At 68.9% G+C, this 17,735-nt stretch carries 12 protein-coding genes; 4 read left to right on the top strand and 8 right to left on the bottom strand.

The window, feature by feature from the left end:
• Window positions 1–3: 3 nt before the first annotated feature.
• Both SNOV_RS19195 and SNOV_RS19190 read right to left on the bottom strand, forming a co-directional pair.
• Window positions 4–678: a hypothetical protein gene (locus SNOV_RS19195; protein WP_013168630.1), complete on the bottom strand. Its 675-nt coding sequence runs from the start codon at window positions 676–678 to the stop codon at window positions 4–6.
• Between the two features lie 104 nt (window positions 679–782).
• Window positions 783–3,755, bottom strand: coding sequence for an HD domain-containing phosphohydrolase (locus SNOV_RS19190; protein WP_013168629.1), 2,973 nt, complete (start codon window positions 3,753–3,755; stop codon window positions 783–785).
• A 245-nt stretch (window positions 3,756–4,000) separates the two neighbouring features.
• Between SNOV_RS19190 and gnd the strand changes: the two genes are divergently transcribed.
• From gnd to SNOV_RS19175, 3 genes are read left to right on the top strand one after another with little or no spacing between them, the layout of a single operon-like run.
• Window positions 4,001–4,981: a phosphogluconate dehydrogenase (NAD(+)-dependent, decarboxylating) gene (gene gnd, locus SNOV_RS19185; protein ID WP_013168628.1), complete on the top strand. Its 981-nt coding sequence runs from the start codon at window positions 4,001–4,003 to the stop codon at window positions 4,979–4,981.
• 18 nt (window positions 4,982–4,999) lie between these two features.
• The gene (gene zwf / locus SNOV_RS19180) at window positions 5,000–6,541 is read left to right on the top strand and encodes a glucose-6-phosphate dehydrogenase (protein WP_013168627.1); all 1,542 of its coding nucleotides are present in this window, start codon (window positions 5,000–5,002) and stop codon (window positions 6,539–6,541) included.
• The gene (locus tag SNOV_RS19175) at window positions 6,538–7,389 is read left to right on the top strand and encodes a Cof-type HAD-IIB family hydrolase (RefSeq protein WP_013168626.1); all 852 of its coding nucleotides are present in this window, start codon (window positions 6,538–6,540) and stop codon (window positions 7,387–7,389) included. Before zwf ends, SNOV_RS19175 begins: the two co-directional genes overlap by 4 nt.
• 252 nt (window positions 7,390–7,641) lie before the next feature.
• Here the strand turns inward: SNOV_RS19175 and SNOV_RS19170 are convergent, their stop codons facing one another.
• The 6 genes from SNOV_RS19170 to SNOV_RS19145 all read right to left on the bottom strand — a co-directional run bounded on the left by SNOV_RS19170 (window position 7,642) and on the right by SNOV_RS19145 (window position 15,770).
• The gene (locus SNOV_RS19170; protein WP_013168625.1) at window positions 7,642–9,471 is read right to left on the bottom strand and encodes a monovalent cation:proton antiporter-2 (CPA2) family protein; all 1,830 of its coding nucleotides are present in this window, start codon (window positions 9,469–9,471) and stop codon (window positions 7,642–7,644) included.
• 280 nt (window positions 9,472–9,751) lie between these two features.
• Window positions 9,752–10,039, bottom strand: coding sequence for a formate dehydrogenase subunit delta (locus tag SNOV_RS19165; RefSeq protein WP_013168624.1), 288 nt, complete (start codon window positions 10,037–10,039; stop codon window positions 9,752–9,754).
• A complete protein-coding gene (fdhD, locus tag SNOV_RS19160) occupies window positions 10,029–10,862 on the bottom strand; it encodes a formate dehydrogenase accessory sulfurtransferase FdhD (protein WP_013168623.1) in 834 nt (277 codons plus the stop codon). Before fdhD ends, SNOV_RS19165 begins: the two co-directional genes overlap by 11 nt.
• 13 nt (window positions 10,863–10,875) lie before the next feature.
• The gene (fdhF, locus tag SNOV_RS19155) at window positions 10,876–13,731 is read right to left on the bottom strand and encodes a formate dehydrogenase subunit alpha (RefSeq protein WP_013168622.1); all 2,856 of its coding nucleotides are present in this window, start codon (window positions 13,729–13,731) and stop codon (window positions 10,876–10,878) included.
• A gap of 9 nt (window positions 13,732–13,740) precedes the next feature.
• Complete coding sequence (locus SNOV_RS19150; RefSeq protein ID WP_013168621.1) at window positions 13,741–15,300, bottom strand: formate dehydrogenase beta subunit; 1,560 nt, start codon at window positions 15,298–15,300, stop codon at window positions 13,741–13,743.
• Window positions 15,297–15,770, bottom strand: coding sequence for a formate dehydrogenase subunit gamma (locus SNOV_RS19145; RefSeq protein WP_013168620.1), 474 nt, complete (start codon window positions 15,768–15,770; stop codon window positions 15,297–15,299). The genes SNOV_RS19150 and SNOV_RS19145 overlap by 4 nt, the downstream gene beginning before the upstream one ends.
• Before the next feature lie 233 nt (window positions 15,771–16,003).
• On the opposite strand from SNOV_RS19145, the gene SNOV_RS19140 reads away from it, so the two are divergent.
• On the top strand, window positions 16,004–17,536 hold the full coding sequence (locus SNOV_RS19140; protein ID WP_013168619.1) for a YifB family Mg chelatase-like AAA ATPase: 1,533 nt from the start codon (window positions 16,004–16,006) through the stop codon (window positions 17,534–17,536).
• The last annotated feature ends 199 nt before the right edge of the window (window positions 17,537–17,735 follow it).

The following is a 17,735-nucleotide window of genomic DNA, read 5'->3' as shown; positions in this document are numbered from 1 at the left end:
GGGCTACCGCCCCTCCACCCACGGGAAGGCCAGCACCTCGGCGGTATAGCTCTCGACCAGCGCGCTGAAGGGGCGGCCGTCCGGCAGGCTCAGCACCGCCCGGTGTTCCAGCACGAAGGGCGGCACGGCGAGCGGCGCGGCGCCGGCGGGCGGCAGGGGCGCACCCATCTCCCATCCCGCCGGCAGCGGCTGCCACAGCGGCTTGGCCGAGAGGGTCTGCCGGCGGAAGGAGAGCGGCTGCACCACCCGGCCGAAGGAAATATCGGTAGAATCTAGCTGCTTGTTCATGTCCTCGGTCAGCAGTGCCGGCACATACCAGTTGTCGGCCTCGGACAGCACGCGCTCGCCGCAGCGCAGCCGCACGCGGCGATATTTCACTTCTTCGTCTGGACCGACCTTCAAGACCCCGCGCATAGCGGCATCCGCCGGCTTGTCCTGGCCGGTGACCCGCTCGGCGAGGATCTTCGACCCCTCGGGTGCAAGACGGTGCGCCGCGCACCAGCGGTCCAACGTCAGCGTCGCGCTGGCATGGCTGAGCAGCTCGGCATTGAGGCTCTGCACCAGCGCCAGCGCCGCCAGCCGCGCGGTGAAGCTGTCCGGCCAGGCGGGACGCGCCGGCGGCTCCAACGCGTGCAGGGGCGAGGCGAGAAGGGCGAGGAAGCCGGCGGCGGCGAGCATTTGCGCGGCCGGGCGAGGAAGGCGGAAGGCGGGCACGGGCGGCACTCTCTGCGGGGACAAAGCGCGCCACCATGCCCGCTGCCGGCCAGATGGGGAAGGGCGGCTTACTCCGCCGCGCGGACCGGCGGCGGCTCCTGTTCCTTCGGGCGGATGGCGAGCACGGCGGCGACGTCCGGCTCGTCCATCTGGCCGCGGTCGAGATAGCGCTCGGCATAGTCGCGCCACAGGCCGGAGGTGAGGAACAGGTCCATGAGGTCCGGGTCGAGATGGTTGTCGCGCTTCATGAAGCCCATGATGCGGATGGCTTCGCTCAGCGACTTCGCCCTCTTATAGGGCCGGTCGGCGGCGGTGAGCGCCTCGAACACGTCGGCAATCGCCATCATCCGGGCGATCGGGCTCATCTGGTCGCGCGTCAGGCTGCGCGGATAGCCGGTGCCGTCCATGTGCTCGTGGTGGCCGCCGGCATATTCCGGCACCCGGGTCAGCGCGCCCGACAGCGGCAGGGCCTCCAGCATCAATATGGTGCGGGTGATGTGGCGGTTGATCTCGTAGCGTTCCTCGGCGGTCAGCGTGCCGCGCGCGATGGAGAGGTTGTAGACCTCGCCAAGGTTCAGCCGGTTGGCCGGGCGCACCAGGGTGAAGCCTTCCGCCGCCTCCATCTCGTCGAGGTGGTTGCGGAAGTGATGTATGATGTGGTGGGGGGCATCGGCCAGCAGCGGCTCCTCCACGGGGAGCGGCGCCTCGGCCACGCGCTCGCGGCGGCGGCGCTCGCTGGCGGAGATGCCGGCGCGGTCGCTCAGCGTGCGGGTCCAGGTCTGGGCGGCGATGCGCTTGAGGCGGGCGAGCCGCTCCGGCTCCATCGCCTCGCCACCGAGATTGCATTCGGCGACGAAGGCGAAGTCGTCGTCGATGCGCTGCAAGGCGGCATCGCGCGCGGCACGCAAAGCCGGCTCATCACCGCCCCCGGCGACGCCCTTCCAGTAGTCGGTCTCGGCCCTGGCCTTCAGCAGCTCGAAGCGCATCCGCACCTCATGGATGCGGTCGGTGATGGTCTCGAGCTTGGTCGCCTTGTCGATCACATATTCCGCCGTGGTCAGCTTGCCGCAATCGTGCAGCCAGCTCGCCACGTCGACCGCCTCCCATTCCTCCGGCGTCAGGTCGAAATCGGCGAAGGGGCCTTCACGCGTGTCGCAGGCGGCGCGGGCGAGCGCCTGGGTGAGCACCGGCACGCGCTGGCAATGGCCGTTCGTATAAGGCGACTTGGCGTCGATCGCCTGTGCCATCATGCGGATGACGGCGTCGAGCAGCGCCTTGCGCGACCTGAGCGCCAGCGTGGTCTCGATCGCCACCGCCGCATTGCCGGACAAGGCGCGGGCGAGGTCGAGATGGTCGTCGGAGATCTTGTCGTCCTGATCGACGCGGACGATCAGGACGAGCGCGCCGATGACGGCGTCGCCGCGGTCGAGCAGCGGGATGACGGAATGGCGCAGCACCTGTCCCAGCGTGAGCTTCAGCCCGCCGATGAGGGCCTGGCCGATGGGGTCCCCCACGAGATCGACGGCATCGAAATGCGACACCGTCTTGCGCCCGAGCGCATGGATGATGCGCCCGCCCATGCCGCCGGCATCGGCGGCGAGCCGGTTCGGCGCGTGCCCGCTCACCGGCCTGCCGTCGGCCCGGCGCATCACCAGCGCATAGCCCTTGCCGTCGTCCTCGCCGAGCAGGATCAGCCCCGCTTCGGCGCCGGTGATGCTGATCGTCTCCTGCAGCAGCCGGTCGACCAGCCGGTCCGGGTCGCGCTCGGCGGCCAGCGTGCGGCCGATCTCGATGAAGCGCTGGATGGTGAGGCGGGCATTGCGGATGGCGCGCGACAGCGTGTCGATCTCTGCCACCGAGGAATGCACGCCGTCCGGCGCGTCCTTGAAGCTGAAGGACTGGATCGCCTCGGCCTCGCGGGCGATGGCCATGAGCGGCAGGCTGACCGCACGGGCGGTGAGGCGGATGGCGACGATCACCAAGAGGATCAGGCCCAGGCTGATCCAGCCCAGCGTGGCGACGAGGCTGCGCACGCCGACCATCACCTCGTCATGCGGCATCGCCACCGCCATGGCGAAGGTCCAGGGCCCGGAATCCAGCGGCTCGACATGCATCATCCAGTCGCGGCCGCGCTCGACGATGGTGGCGGTCTCCTCGCGGGCGCCGCTGCGCACCGCCGCCAGCAGCGCCGGCACGATGGCGGGGATGGGGACGCTGTTGGCCCGGCTGCGGTTCGCGAGATTCCGGGCGGAGCTGGGCAGCGCCGCGTGCGGGTTGCTCGCCGCGATCACCGTCCCGTCCTCGTCGGCGATCAGGATCTCGGTCGAGGGCGTGCTCTTCATCCGCCGCAGCTCCTGCGACAGGTCGGCGAGGGACAGGTCGATGCCGACCACGCCGCGCCCGCTGGCCAGCCTGTGGGCGATGGTGACACCGATCTCCGCCGTGGCGAAGAAGCGATAGGGGGCGGTCAGCACCGGCCCGTCCCGCGCCATCGCCTCGTCGTACCAGCCGCGCCGGCGCGGATCGAAGGTGAAGTCCGGCCGGTCGAGCGAGCCGACGAGGCGCAGCGCGCCGTCGAGGAAGCTCAGCGTCGTCTTGGTGCCGGCCGGGCGGTGCTCGATGGTCTGCAGGAAATAGGCGGCGTCGTCCCCCGCCATCAGGCTGCGCCGGGCATCCTCGGAGGTGAGGTGGCGCAGCAGCAGGAAGTCGCCATTGTCGTAGCCGACATAGATCGCCGAGGTGTAGGGCATCGTGTCCATGACGACGCGGAACCGCTCGATCACCGCGCGCCGATCGACGATCTGCGGCGCGGCCAGCTCCGGCTCATTGGCGAAGACCCGCGTCAGCATGTCGAGCGTGTTGAAGCTCTTGTCGATATGCGAGCGACTTTCCCCGGCCATGCGGGCGAACAGGATCCCGGTCGCATCGTGCAGGATCGAGGCGGCGCGGCTGTTGACGAAGAAGACGATGCCGGCGAGCGCAACGGTGACGGTGACACCGAACACCAGCGCCAGATGGGTATCGAGACGCCTCTTCACCATGCCGGCGGCCTCCCGAGCGGACAGCGCCGCCATGCGACCGCTGCGAAGGTTCAGATTAGGAAGGGAATTCGAACTGATACAAGCGAATTTACTATCTCCGGCATGAAGAACCGCGCGGATGACGGTCTCGACGTCCGCCCCTTTCCAATTGTCGCATGCCCGGCATAGGGTTGGCCTAGATGTAACGGGCGCGGACCGTGATGGCGGACGCCCGTGCGGTCGGGGACGCTTCAGGAGGAAAATCGATGCAGCTCGGTATTGTCGGCCTCGGCCGCATGGGGGGAAACATTGCGCGCCGGCTCACCCTGGCGGGTCATAGCTGCGTGGTGTGGGACCGCAACGAGGCGGCCGTGCAGGGCCTGGCGGCGGAAGGCAACACGCCCGCCGGGGGCCTCGAGGACCTCGTCGCCAAGCTAGACGCGCCGCGCGCCGTATGGGTGATGCTGCCGGCCGGCGGGCCGACCGAGGCGACGGTGAAGGCGCTCGCCGAGGTGATGTCGCCGGGCGACGTCATCATCGACGGCGGCAACACCTTCTACAAGGACGACATCCGCCGCGCCGCCGAGCTGGCGCCCAAGGGCATCCATTATGTCGACGTCGGCACCTCCGGCGGCGTCTGGGGTCTGGAGCGCGGCTACTGCATGATGATCGGCGGCGCCAAGGAAGCGGTCGACCGTCTCGACCCGATCTTCGCCGCGCTGGCCCCCGGCCTCGGCGACATCCCGCGCACCCCCGGCCGCGAGAGCCGCGACGCGCGCGTCGAGCAGGGCTACATCCACACCGGGCCGGCGGGCTCGGGCCACTTCGTCAAAATGGTCCATAACGGCATCGAATACGGCTTGATGCAGGCCTATGCCGAGGGCTTCGAGATCCTGAAGAAGAAGGATTCGACCGACCTGCCGGAGAATGAGCGCTTCACGCTCGACATGGCCGACATCGCCGAAGTGTGGCGGCGCGGCAGCGTGGTCTCCTCCTGGCTGCTCGACCTCACCGCCATCGCCCTGACCAAGGACGACCAGCTCTCCGACTTCCCCGGCGCCGTGGCCGATTCCGGCGAGGGCCGCTGGACGGTGATGGCGGCGATCGAGGAGGCGGTCTCCGCCGAGGTGCTCTCGGCCGCGCTCTACACCCGCTTCCGCTCGCGCCAGGACCACACCTTCGGCGAGAAGCTGCTTTCGGCCATGCGCTTCCAGTTCGGCGGCCATACCGAATTCAAGTCCAAGTGAGCGGCGGGCGAGCGTTCCATGGGAAGCGAGACCGTCGTCCTCGGCCAGAAGGTGCTGGCGCCCGATACGGCGCCGGCGCCGGCCTCGACCTTCTTCATCTTCGGCGCCTCCGGCGACCTGACCAAGCGCCTGCTGCTGCCCTCGCTCTACAACCTCGCCCATGAGGGTGTGCTCGACGACGACTTTGCCATCATCGGCGTCGACCACATCGAGCAGAGCGAGGAGGACTACCGCGCCTATCTCAGCGACGAGGTGGCGAACCTGCCGGGCCATCTCGACACCGAGGGCGAGACCTGGAAATGGCTGATGGCCCGCATCGGCTACGTCGCCGGCGACTTCGAGGATCCGGCCACCTATGGCCGCATCCGCGAGAAGCTGGAACAGCGGGCGAAGCAGACCGGCAACGCGGTGTTCTACCTCGCCGTGGCGCCGCGCTTCTTCGCCACCATCTCCGAGCAGCTCGGCGCCGCCGGTCTGCTCAAGGAGGAAGCGGAGACCTTCCGCCACGTCGTGGTGGAAAAGCCCTTCGGCACCGACCTGCCCTCGGCCCGCGCCTTGAACCGGCGCCTGCTGGCGGTGGCCGGCGAGCGGCAGATCTACCGGATCGATCATTTCCTCGGCAAGGAAACGGTCCAGAACATGATGGCGCTGCGCTTCGGCAACGGCATCTTCGAGCCGATCTGGAGCAAGGAATATATCGACCACATCCAGATCACCGCCGCCGAAACGGTGACGGTGGAGCAGCGCGGGCGCTTCTACGACGCCACCGGCGCCATGCGCGACATGGTGCCGAACCATATGTTCCAGCTCCTCGCCATGACGGCGATGGAGCCGCCCAACTCCTTCGACGCCGACGCCGTGCGCACCGAGAAGACCAAGGTGATCGAGGCCATCCGGCACATGCGCCCGAACGACGCCATCGGCGCCGCCGTGCGCGGCCAATACCGCGCCGGCTTCGTCAATGGCGAGGCGGTGAAGGACTATCGCGCCGAGAAGGACGTCGACCCCAACAGCCGCACCGAGACCTATGTGGCGCTGAAATGCTTCGTCGATTCCTGGCGCTGGAACGGCGTGCCCTTCTATGTGCGCACCGGCAAGGCGCTGGCCACGCGGCGCACCGAGATCGCCATCCAGTTCAAGCGGGCGCCGGGCGTGCTTTTCCGCCATCTCCCGACCGCCTTGAAGCCTAATTTGATGGTGATCCACGTCCAGCCGGACGAGGGCGTCTCCCTGCGCTTCGCCGCCAAGGTGCCGGGCCGCAAGGTGAAGCTCTCCGAGGTGGAGATGGACTTCAAATACACCGACTACTTCAACGCCGCCCCGTCCACCGGCTACGAGACGCTGATCTATGACTGCCTGTGCGGCGACCCGACGCTGTTCCAGCGCGCCGACACCATCGAGGCGGGCTGGGAGGCGGTGGAGCCGATCCTCGAGGCCGTCGCCGGCGGCGAGGACGAGGTGCAGTTCTATTCCGCCGGCTCCAACGGACCGGCCATGGCCGACGTGATGCTGGCGCAGGACGGCTTCCAGTGGCTGCCGCTCGAAAGGGAACGCCGATGACCGCAACCGATGCCGCGCCCGCCACGAAGCACACGCCCTCCGGGCGCATCCGCCTCATGGTGTCGGATGTCGACGGCACGCTGGTGAACAAGGAGAAGCAGGTCACGCCCGGCACCATCGAGGCGGTGCGGCGGCTGCGCGAGGCGGGCGTCGCCTTCGCCGCCGTCTCGGCCCGTCCCCCGCGCGGCATGAAGCTGCTGGTCGAGGCGCTGAAGCTCGATTTGTTCGGCGGCTTCAATGGCGGCTCCATCCTGCGCGGCGACTTCTCGCTGGTGGAGCAGCACTTCGTGGCGGCGGACGCGGCGCGGAAGGGCATCGAGGTTATGAAGCCGCGCGGCGCCTATATCTGGGTGTTCGCCGACGACGAGTGGTTCATCACCGACCCCTCGAACCAGTATGTCGCCGGCGAGATCCGCACCGTGGCGTTCCAGCCGACGGTGGTGGAGGATTTCGGCGACCACGTCACCCGCGCCGGCAAGATCGTCTTCTCCTCGACCGATTTCGACATGCTGGCGGCGAGCGAGCCGGAGCTGCAGGCGCTGGTGGGCGACGGCGCCACGGCGCGGCGCTCGCAGGCCAAGTACCTCGACCTCACCCCGCCCGGCACCGACAAGGGCTATGCGGTGCGCGCCTTCGCCCGCCATTTCGGCGTGCCGCTGGAAGAGGTCGCGGTGATCGGCGACATGCAGAACGACCTGCCGATGTTCGGCGTCGCCGGCCTTCGCCTCGCCATGGGCAACGGCGCCGCGGAGGTGAAGGAGCAGGCCGACTTCGTCTCGACCGCCAACGACCAGGACGGCGTCGCCCACGCCATCGAGCAGTTCGTCCTGCCCCGCGCGGCGCGGTGATCGCCCCGCCGCCCGGCCATCCACGCCTTGGCTTCCATTGATCTGACGCGCTGAAAGTCGTGGATCCCCGGGCCAAGCCCGGGGATGACGGTGTAAATGCACCTCTCCCACAATACGCCCTCATCCTGAGGTGCGAGCGCAGCGAGCCTCGAAGGATGATCGCGACAGCGCGCCCGGGCGAGCATCCTTCGAGGCTCGGCGAAACGCCGAGCACCTCAGGATGAGGTCGCGACTGGGGGAAAGAGTCGGACCCTAGCCCGAGAACTCCGTCTCGTGCTTCAGCACGTCCTCGGCTTCCTCGTTCAGCGGGCGGGCGGTGCGCTCGGGCCGCATCAGCGGTTCCGGCGTGATCAGCGACGGGCCGCGATCCTCGCCCTCGACGATCTGCCGCCTGAGCCGCTCGAGATCGCGCTGGCGTATGTCAGCGATCGTCGTCTGCGCCGTCTCGGCGTCGATGCCGTTGGCGCGCAGCGTCGCCTCGCCGAAGGCGAGCGCGGATTCGAAGGTCTCGCGGATCTCGAAGTCGACCCCGCCATGGCGCAGCGCCACCGCATGGTTGCGGTCATAGGCGCGCACATAGAGCCGGGCATCCGGCATGTTGGCCTTCAATATCTCGACGATGCGGTCGGCGGTGCCGCGCTGGTCGACGCAGACCGCCACCACCCGCGCCCGCTCGGCGCCGGCGGCGCGCAGCACGTCGAGCCGCGTGCCGTCGCCGTAATAGATGCGGAAGCCGAACAGGCCGGCGCTCTGGATCATCTCGACGTCGTTGTCGATGATCGTCACCTCCAGCCCCTGCGCCAGCAGGCACTGCGAGACGATCTGGCCGAAGCGGCCGAAACCGACCACCAGCACCGCGCCATGCGCGTCGCTGAAATCGTCCACCGGCTCGCTCACCGTGCGCCGCTCCAGCCGGCGGGCCAGCCGCTCGCCGATCAGCGCCACCGGCGGGCCGAGCAGCATGGTCATGGCGGCGCAGGCGGCCAGCATGTCGGTCTGGCGGGAATCGATGAGGCCGAGTTCCAGCGCTAAGGGGAACAGCACGAAGGAGAACTCGCCGGCCGGGGTCAGCACCGAGGCCGAGCGTACCGCATCGGCGCGGGTGCCGTCGGAGAGGCGGAACACCGCCCAGACCGACACCGCCTTCACCAGCGTGACCAGCAGCGTGCCGGCGATCAGCAGCGGCGCATTGGCCAGCACCACGTCGAGATTCATCGACATGCCGACGCCCATGAAGAACAGCGCGATCAAGAGGCCGCGGAAGGCGTCGACATTGGCTTCCAGCTCGTGGCGGAAGCTCGATTCCGACAGCATGACGCCGGCCAGGAAGGCGCCGAGCGCCATCGACATGCCGGCCGAGGCCATCAGCACGCCGGCGCCCAGCACCACGAGCAGCGCCGCGGCGGTCATCACCTCGCGCGCGCCGGAATGGGCGAGGATGCGGAACATCGGGGTGAGCAGGTAGCGCCCGACGATGATCACCAGCGCCAGCGCGCCGAGGATCATGCCGACATGGCCGATCGATTCGGCAAGGCTCCGCTCCTCATGCGTGCCCTGCGCCAGCAGCGGCATCAGCGCGATCAGCGGCACCACCGCCATGTCCTGGAACAGCAGCACGCCGAACGCCCGCTGGCCGTAGGGCTGGGACATGCCGCCCTTCTCCTCCAGCAATTGCAGCGCGATGGAGGTAGCGGAGAGCGCCAGCGCCAGGCCGGCGACCAGCGAGGCGCGCCAGCCGAACTCGTCGCCGGCATAATGGGTGAGCACGGCGATGGCGGCGCCGCTGAAGATGAGCTGCGCCGTGCCGATGCCGAAGATCGCCTTCCTCAGCGCCAGCAGGCGCGAGACCTGCAATTCCAGCCCGATGATGAACAGCAGCAGCACCACGCCGATCTCGGCGACGGTGATGATGCGCTCGGGATCGCTGAAGGCGCCGATGCCGGCCGGGCCGATGGCGACGCCCGCCAATATGTAGCCGACGATGGGCGAGAGACCGAGCCGCCGCGCGATCGGTACCGCGATGACCGCGGTGGCGAGGAAGATCACCGCCCCGAGCAGCAGTCCGTGTCCGTCGTCATGCATGGATTGCCGCTCCTTCGCCCTGCCCGCGCCGATCCGAGGCTAGCGCATCCGATGCCGCCCGCGCATGGCGGAAGCGTGGTCGATTCGGGATGAATCGGCCATAGGCCGGGCGAGGAGATAATTTTCCGGATGGACCGGCCGGGCGGATGGCGGCCTTACTCGGCGTCATCCCGGCCGAAGCGAAGCGCGGAGCCGGGATCGCAAGCAGGAATCGGGACGCGATCCCGGCTCGCCCTATGGGCGTCCGGGATGACGGCTTCAGGGGTTGAGGCCGGGCGCCTCAGTGATGGGCGGCGGTCGGTCCGGGCGGGTTCAGCGTCGGATGGGCGGCCGGGATGGTGTCGCGCTTCACCGGCGGCAGGCTCTTCAGCGCCTCGAACACGGAGGGCGTGAGGCCCGCGCCGCCGGCGGCGATGTGGTCCTCGATGCGCGCGCGCATGCGCGGATCCCAGAAGTCCTTGATGTGCTTGGCGACGCCCTTGACGGCCTTCTCATGGCCCTGCGGCTCGAAGAACTTGCCGATCTGGTTCGCCATGTAGACGAGGCGATCCATCGTGTTAGCCGACATGGGCGATACGCTCCTTCTCTGCCCCGCCGATCTCGATGCGATGGGGGTGGGTAAACACTTCGAATCCGTCGTCGCGGGCGATGGCCGCCAGCGTGATGCCTGCCTTCTCCGCCGTGCGCACGGCGAGCGCGGTCGGCGCCGACACCGCCACCAGCACGCTCGCGCCGAGCATGGCGGTCTTCTGCACCATCTCGATCGACACGCGGCTGGTCAGCAGCACGATGCCTCCCGCGGCGTCGCGGCCCTCGCGCACGAGATGGCCGACGAGCTTGTCGAGCGCGTTGTGGCGGCCGACATCCTCGCGCACCGCCACCAGTCCCGTCGCCGGCTCCCAGAAGGCGGCGGCATGGACGGCGCGGGTCTCGTGGTTCAGCACCTGCGCCGGCGGCAGCGAGGCGATGGCACGGGAAATCTCCGCCGCGGTGAAGACACGCCCCTCCGCGACCTGCTTTGCCGGCTTCACCGCCAGTTCCAGGCTCTCGACGCCGCACAGGCCGCAGCCCGTGGGACCGGCGATCTGCCGGCGGCGCGCCACCTGCTGGCCGGCGCGCTCCTGGTTGAGCCACAGGCGGATCTCGACGCCTTCCTCGAACTCCAGCGTCTCGATCGCCTCGACGTCGGAAAGCGCGCCGATCACGCCCTCGGTGAGGCTGAAGCCGTAGCCGAAATCCTCGAGGTCGCTAGGCGTCGCCATCATCACGGCATAGGTCGAGCCGTTATGCACGATGGCGACGGGCGTCTCCTCGGGGATCGCCCGCTCGCCCGCCTTCGCTCCCGACGAGGAGACGGCAAGGCGCGAGACGCGGACGACCGGCGGGATCATCAGTCTCCTCCGCTCACTCCGCCGCGACGGCGATGCGCCGGCTCTGGCGGGCGAAGTCGTCATAGTCCTCCTGCCACTCGGACGGGCCGTTCGAGCGGGCGATCTGCACCGCCGTGACCTTGAACTCGGGGCAGTTGGTGGCCCAGTCGGAGAAGTCCGTGGTCACCACATTGGCCTGCGTGCCCGGGTGGTGGAAGGTGGTGTAGACGACGCCCGGCGCCACGCGGTCGGTGATCTCCGCGCGCAGCGTGGTGGAGCCGGCGCGGCTGTCGATGCGCACCCAGTCGCCGTCGCGCACGCCGCGCTGCTCGGCGTCGTGCGGGTGGATCTCCAGCACGTCCTCCGGATGCCAGGCGACATTCGCCGTGCGGCGGGTCTGCGCGCCGACATTGTAGTGCGAGAGGATGCGGCCGGTGGTGAGCAGCAGCGGGAAGCGGGCGCCGGTGCGCTCGTCGGTCGGCACGTATTCGGTGACGACGAACTTGCCCTTGCCGCGCGCGAACCCGTTGATGTGCATGATCGGCATGCCCTCGGGATTGGCGTCGTTGCAGGGCCACTGCACCGAGCCCATCTCGTCGAGCTTCTTGAAGGAGACGCCGGCAAAGGTCGGGGTCAGCGCCGCGATCTCGTCCATGATCTGCGCGGGGTGGGTGTAGTTCCAGTTCAGGCCGATGGCGTTGGCGAGGAGCTGGGTGACCTCCCAGTCGCCATAGCCGTTCTTCGGCGCCATCACCTTGCGCACGAGCTGGATGCGGCGCTCGGCATTGGTGAAGGTGCCGTCCTTCTCGAGGAAGGTGCAGCCCGGCAGGAAGACATGCGCGTAGTTGGCGGTCTCGTTCAGGAACAGGTCCTGCACGATCACCAGCTCCATGGCCGCGAGGCCCGCGGCGACATGCTTGGTGTCCGGGTCGGACTGGAGGATGTCCTCGCCCTGGATGTAGATCGCCTTGAAGGTGCCGTCGACGGCCGCGTCCAGCATGTTCGGGATGCGCAGGCCAGGCTCGGGATCGAGCGGGGTGCCCCACATCGCCTCGAAGGTGGCGCGGGTGGCGTCGTCGGAGATGTGGCGGTAGCCCGGCAGCTCGTGCGGGAACGAGCCCATGTCGCACGAGCCCTGCACGTTGTTCTGACCGCGCAGCGGGTTCACGCCGACGCCGCGGCGGCCGATATTGCCGGTCGCCATGGCGAGGTTGGCGATCGCCATGACGGTGGTCGAACCCTGCGAGTGCTCGGTGACGCCGAGGCCGTAATAGATCGCCGCATTGCCGCCGGTGGCGTAGAGCCGGGCGGCGCCGCGGATCAGCTCGGCCGGCACGCCGGAAAGCTTCTCGACCTCTTCCGGCGAGTGGCGCGCATCGGCGACGAACTCGGCCCAGTCCTGGAACTCGTCCCAGTCGCAGAACTGGCGGACATATTCCTCGTTCACCAGCCCCTCGGTGACCACGACATGCGCCAGCGCGGTGACGATGGCGACGTTGGTGCCGGGCTGCAGCGGCAGGTGGAACTCGGCCTTGATGTGCGGCGACTTGACGAGGTCGATGCGGCGCGGATCGACGACGATCAGCTTGGCACCCTCGCGCAGGCGCTTCTTCATGCGCGAGCCGAAGACGGGGTGGCCGTCGGTCGGGTTGGCGCCGATCACCATGATGACGTCGCTGTCCTCGACCGAGTCGAAGTCCTGTGTGCCCGCCGAGGTGCCGAAGGCCTGGTTCAGGCCGTAGCCGGTCGGCGAGTGGCAGACGCGGGCGCAGGTGTCGACGTTGTTGGTGCCGAAGCCGGCGCGGATGATCTTCTGGACGAGATAGGCTTCCTCGTTGGTGCAGCGCGAGGAGGTGATGCCGCCGACCGCCTTGCGGCCGTAGCTGTCCTGGATGCGCTTCAGCTCGAAGGCGGTGTGGTTGATCGCCTCCTCCCACGAGACCTCGCGCCACGGGTCGGTGACCTTGGCGCGGATCATCGGCTTGGTGATGCGGTCCTGATGGGTGGCGTAGCCCCAGGCGAAGCGGCCCTTGACGCAGCTATGGCCGCGATTGGCCTTGCCGTCCTTCCACGGCACCATGCGCACCACTTCCTGGCCGCGCATCTCCGCCTTGAAGGTGCAGCCGACGCCGCAATAGGCGCAGGTGGTGACCACCGAGTGCTCGGGCGTGCCGATCTCGATCAGGCGCTTCTCGGAGAGGGTGGCGGTCGGGCAGGCCTGCACGCAGGCGCCGCAGGACACGCATTCCGAGGTGAGGAAAGCTTCCGACTGGCCCGGCGAGACGCGCGAGCCGAAGCCGCGGCCGGAAATCGTCAGCGCGAACGTGCCCTGCACCTCTTCGCAGGCGCGGACGCAGCGGTTGCAGACGATGCACTTGGCCGGGTCATAGGTGAAATAGGGGTTGGACTCGTCCTTCGGCATGACGAGCTCGGAGGTGGGGGCGAAGTGGTTCGCGCCCTCCATGCCGTAGCGCACCTCGCGCAGGCCGACCGCGCCGGCCATGTCCTGCAGCTCGCAGTCGCCGTTGGCGGCGCAGGTCAGGCAGTCCAGCGGGTGGTCGGAGATATAGAGCTCCATCACGCCCTTGCGCAGCTGGGCGAGACGAGGCGTCTGGGTGTGGACCTTGATGCCCGGCGCCACCGGCGTGGTGCAGGAGGCCGGCGTGCCGTTGCGGCCCTCGATCTCGATCAGGCAGAGGCGGCAGGAGCCGAACGCCTCCAGGCTGTCGGTGGCACAGAGCTTGGGGATCTGCGTCCCCATCTCCATCGCCGCGCGCATGATGGAGGTACCCTCGGGCACCGTCACTTCCATGCCGTCGATGGTGAGCGTCACCATCTTGTCGGTCTTGGGAGCGGGTGTTCCGTAGTCGATCTCATGGACGAGGGACATGGTGGCTCCTCACTCGGCGGCTTCGAGGTGGCGCGGCGGCGCGCCGAAATCCTCGGGGAAATGGTTCAGCGCGCTCAGCACCGGATATGGGGTGAAACCCCCGAGGGCGCAAAGCGATCCAAGCTTCATGGTCTGGCAGAGGTCGGTGAGCGTGGCGAGGTTCGCCTCGACGCGCTGGCCGGCCATGATGCGGTCCATCAGTTCGACGCCGCGCGTCGAGCCGATGCGGCAGGGCGTGCACTTGCCGCAGCTCTCCACGGAGCAGAACTCCATGGCGAAGCGCGCCATCTTGGCGAGGTCCGTGGTCTCGTCGAACACGACGATGCCGCCATGGCCGATCAGCGCGTCCTTGGCCGCGAAGGCCTCGTAGTCGAAGGGCAGGTCGAACTGCCAGGTCGGCACATAGGCGCCGAGCGGGCCGCCCACCTGCGCCGCTTTGACCGGACGGCCGGAGGCGGTGCCGCCGCCGATGTCGTTGATCAACTCGCCCAGCGTGATGCCGAAGGCGGTCTCGAACAGGCCACCGAACTTCACGTTGCCGGCGATCTGGATCGGCATCGTGCCGCGCGAGCGGCCCATGCCGAAATTGGCGTAGAACTCGCCGCCATCGGCCAGGATATGCGGCACGGCGGTCAGCGAGAGCACGTTGTTGATGACGGTCGGCTTCTGGAACAGGCCCTTATGCGCCGGCAGCGGCGGCTTGGCGCGGACCACGCCGCGCTTGCCTTCCAGGCTGTCGAGCAGCGCCGTCTCCTCGCCGCACACATAGGCGCCGGCGCCCATGCGCACTTCCATGTCGAAGCTGTACTGCGAGCCGGCGATGTTGACGCCGAGCATGCCATGGGCGCGGGCGACCTCGATCGCCTTCTCCATCGCCCAGATGGCGTGGGGATATTCCGAGCGGGTGTAGACGAAGCCCTTGGTGGCGCCCACCGCGATGCCGGCGATGGTCATGCCCTCGATCAGCTCGAAGGGGTCGCCTTCCATGATCATGCGGTCGGCGAAGGTGCCGCTATCGCCCTCGTCGGCGTTGCAGACGATGTACTTGCGGTCGGCCTTGGCGTCCGCCACCGTCTTCCACTTGATGGCGGTGGGGAAGCCGGCGCCGCCGCGGCCGCGCAGGCCGGACTTCTTGACTTCCTCGATGATCTCCGCCGGGCCGAGCGCAAGCGCGCGCTCGAGGCCCTTATAGCCGCCATGGGCGCGGTAGTCGGCGTAGGAGGCGGGATCGATGATGCCGCAGCGCGCGAAGGTGAGGCGCGTCTGCTTGGCGAGGAAGGGGTGCTCCTCCGGCTTGCCGATGCGCAGCGCGTGGTCGCCGCCGGTCAGGAAGCCGGCCGCGAACAGGCCCTCGACGTCCTCCTCGGCCACCGGGCCATAGGCGATGCGGCCTTCCGGCGTCACCACCTCGATCATCGGCTCCAGCCACAGCATGCCGCGCGAGCCGTTGCGCACGATCTCGATCGGCTGGCGGCGGGAAAGCGCCGCCGCCTCGATGGCCGCAGCCACCTCGTCGGCGCCGCAGGCGATGGAACAGGCGTCCTTGGGAACGTAGATACGAACGCTCACGACTGCGCCTCCGCGATCAGCGCGTCGAGGCGACGCTCGTTGAGCCGGGCCACGATCCTGCCGTCCAGCATGGCGGACGGCGCGGTGGCGCACAGGCCGAGGCAGTAGATCGGCTCGACGGTGACGCGGCCATCGGCCGTCGTCTCGCCGAGCTTGCAGCCGAGCCGGTGCTCGGCATGGTCGGCCAGCGCATCGCCGCCCGCCGCCTGGCAGGCCTCGGCACGGCAGAGCTTCAGCACATGGCGGCCGGCCGGCTCGTGGCGGAAATCATGATAGAAGGTGACCACGCCATGGACTTCGGCGCGGGAGATGTTCAGCATCTCGGCGAGCATGGGCACGACGGCCTCCGGCACATAGCCGAAGGTTTCCTGCACCGCATGGAGCATCGGCATCAGCGGGCCTTCGAGGTGAGAGAATTCCTCGATCACCGCGCGGGCGCGCTCTTCGCTCCAAGGTTCGTAATGCGGCATTTTCTCCCGTGCCTTCTTTTGGATTTTTCCAAACGAAAGGATCGTACGCGGCGAAACTGAAATCAATTCAGGTGTTCCGTGCCTTGATAGAATTCTTCTATCGAAAAGGTGCCGTGCCGCTACGGCGCATTCCGCTGCGTCATTCGCGGCAAATGTTCGCTAAATGTTCTTGACGCGGCGCCGATAGACCTTAATCTGGCACCATCCGCGGAGGCATTCGGCGAGGGGCGGGAATGGTCCAGCGCGTGGCGACGGTGGCGTTCGAGGGTGTCGAGGCACGCCCGGTCGACGTTCAGGTGCAGGTTTCCCCGGGCCTTCCGGCCTTCAACCTCGTGGGGCTCGCCGACAAGGCGGTGACCGAGGCCAAGGAGCGGGTGCGTGCCGCGCTCATCGCCTCCGGCCTCGCGCTGCCGGCGCGGCGCATCACCGTCAATCTCGCCCCCGCGGACCTGCCGAAGGAAGGCAGTCATTATGATCTGCCTATCGCGCTCGGGCTGATGGCGGCCATCGGCGCCCTGCCGGCGGACGCGCTCGACGGCTTCACCGTGGTCGGCGAGCTGGCGCTCGACGGGCGCATCGCCCCGGTCGCCGGCGTGCTGCCCGCCGCCATCGGCGCCAATGCACGCGGCCATGGGCTGATCTGCCCCGCCGCCTGCGGCCCGGAAGCCGCCTGGGCGAGCCCGGACATGCCGGTGCTGGCGCCCCTCTCCCTGATCCAACTGGTCAATCACTTCGCCGGACGGCAGATGCTCTCGCGCCCGGAGCCGCGGCTGGAGCCGGGCACGTCGGTTCTGCCCGACCTCGCCGAGGTGAAGGGCCAGGAAGTCGCCAAGCGCGCTCTGGAGATCGCCGCCGCCGGCCGGCACAACCTCCTGCTCTCAGGCCCGCCGGGGGCCGGCAAGTCGATGCTGGCGCAGCGCCTGCCCTCCATCCTGCCGCCGCTCACCCCGGGCGAGCTGCTCGAAGTCTCGATGATCGCGTCGGTCGCCGGGGCGCTGCAGGGCGGGGCGCTCACCAGCCGGCGGCCGTTCCGCGCCCCGCACCATTCCGCCAGCATGGCGGCGATGGTGGGCGGGGGCATGCGGGCAAGGCCCGGCGAGGTCTCCCTCGCCCATAACGGCGTGCTGTTCCTCGACGAATTGCCGGAATTCGCCCCGGCGGTGCTGGATTCGCTGCGCCAGCCGCTGGAAACGGGGGAAGCGGTGATCGCCCGCGCCAATCACCGCATCTCCTATCCCGCCCGCTTCCAGCTGGTCGCGGCGATGAACCCCTGCCGCTGCGGGCGTGCCGGCGAACCCGGCCACAGTTGCGCGCGCGGCCCGCGCTGCGCCGCCGAGTATCAGGGCCGGCTGTCCGGCCCCTTCCTTGACCGGGTGGACCTGCATCTCGACGTGCCCTCGGTCTCCGCCGTCGACCTCGTGCGCCCCGGCCCCACCGAACCGAGCGCCGCGGTCGCCGCCCGCGTCGCCGAGGCGCGGGCGCTCCAGCGCGAGCGCTTCCTCGCGCTCGGCCGTCCCGATCTGTTCACCAATGCCGAGGCCAGCGGCCCGATCCTGGAGGAGATCGCCGCGCCCGACGCCGCCGGCACCGCGCTGCTGACCGAGGCGGCGCGGATCATGCGGCTGTCGGCGCGCGGCTATCACCGCGTCATGCGGGTGGCGCGCACGTTGGCCGATCTTTCCGGAGCCGAAACGGTCAGCCGCGGCCATCTCGCCGAGGCGCTGGCCTACCGCACCGCCGCCGACCGCACCGCCGCCGCGGCGTAAGGGCCGGGCCGTGGCGGGAGGACCTGCCTCGGCCGGAATGCCGACCCTTCTGTTGGCACTCTTTGGACGGTCTTATCGCGAGGGTGAGACAGGGAACTCACATCATTCCGATGCCCCTCATCCTGAGGTGCCCGGCCTCGGGCCGGGCCTCGAAGGATGTTCGCCTTGGTGTACGCTGACGAGTATCCCTCGAGGCTCG

The organism is Ancylobacter novellus DSM 506 (assembly GCF_000092925.1).
Classification (GTDB): Bacteria; Pseudomonadota; Alphaproteobacteria; order Rhizobiales; family Xanthobacteraceae; genus Ancylobacter; species Ancylobacter novellus.
The sequence above is the reverse complement of the archived record's forward strand: the minus strand, read 5'-3'. Positions and strand labels throughout refer to the sequence as shown.

What these genes read in the sequence shown, in the direction of transcription:
- SNOV_RS19190 (WP_013168629.1), bottom strand. Translation starts at nt 3,755, where the DNA reads ATGGTGAAGAGGCGTCTCGATACCCATCTGGCGCTGGTGTTCGGTGTC.
- fdhF (WP_013168622.1), bottom strand. Translation starts at nt 13,731, where the DNA reads ATGTCCCTCGTCCATGAGATCGACTACGGAACACCCGCTCCCAAGACC.
- SNOV_RS19175 (WP_013168626.1), top strand. Translation starts at nt 6,538, where the DNA reads ATGACCGCAACCGATGCCGCGCCCGCCACGAAGCACACGCCCTCCGGG.
- SNOV_RS19140 (WP_013168619.1), top strand. Translation starts at nt 16,004, where the DNA reads ATGGTCCAGCGCGTGGCGACGGTGGCGTTCGAGGGTGTCGAGGCACGC.
- gnd (WP_013168628.1), top strand. Translation starts at nt 4,001, where the DNA reads ATGCAGCTCGGTATTGTCGGCCTCGGCCGCATGGGGGGAAACATTGCG.
- SNOV_RS19195 (WP_013168630.1), bottom strand. Translation starts at nt 678, where the DNA reads ATGCTCGCCGCCGCCGGCTTCCTCGCCCTTCTCGCCTCGCCCCTGCAC.
- fdhD (WP_013168623.1), bottom strand. Translation starts at nt 10,862, where the DNA reads ATGATCCCGCCGGTCGTCCGCGTCTCGCGCCTTGCCGTCTCCTCGTCG.
- SNOV_RS19145 (WP_013168620.1), bottom strand. Translation starts at nt 15,770, where the DNA reads ATGCCGCATTACGAACCTTGGAGCGAAGAGCGCGCCCGCGCGGTGATC.
- SNOV_RS19170 (WP_013168625.1), bottom strand. Translation starts at nt 9,471, where the DNA reads ATGCATGACGACGGACACGGACTGCTGCTCGGGGCGGTGATCTTCCTC.
- SNOV_RS19165 (WP_013168624.1), bottom strand. Translation starts at nt 10,039, where the DNA reads ATGTCGGCTAACACGATGGATCGCCTCGTCTACATGGCGAACCAGATC.
- zwf (WP_013168627.1), top strand. Translation starts at nt 5,000, where the DNA reads ATGGGAAGCGAGACCGTCGTCCTCGGCCAGAAGGTGCTGGCGCCCGAT.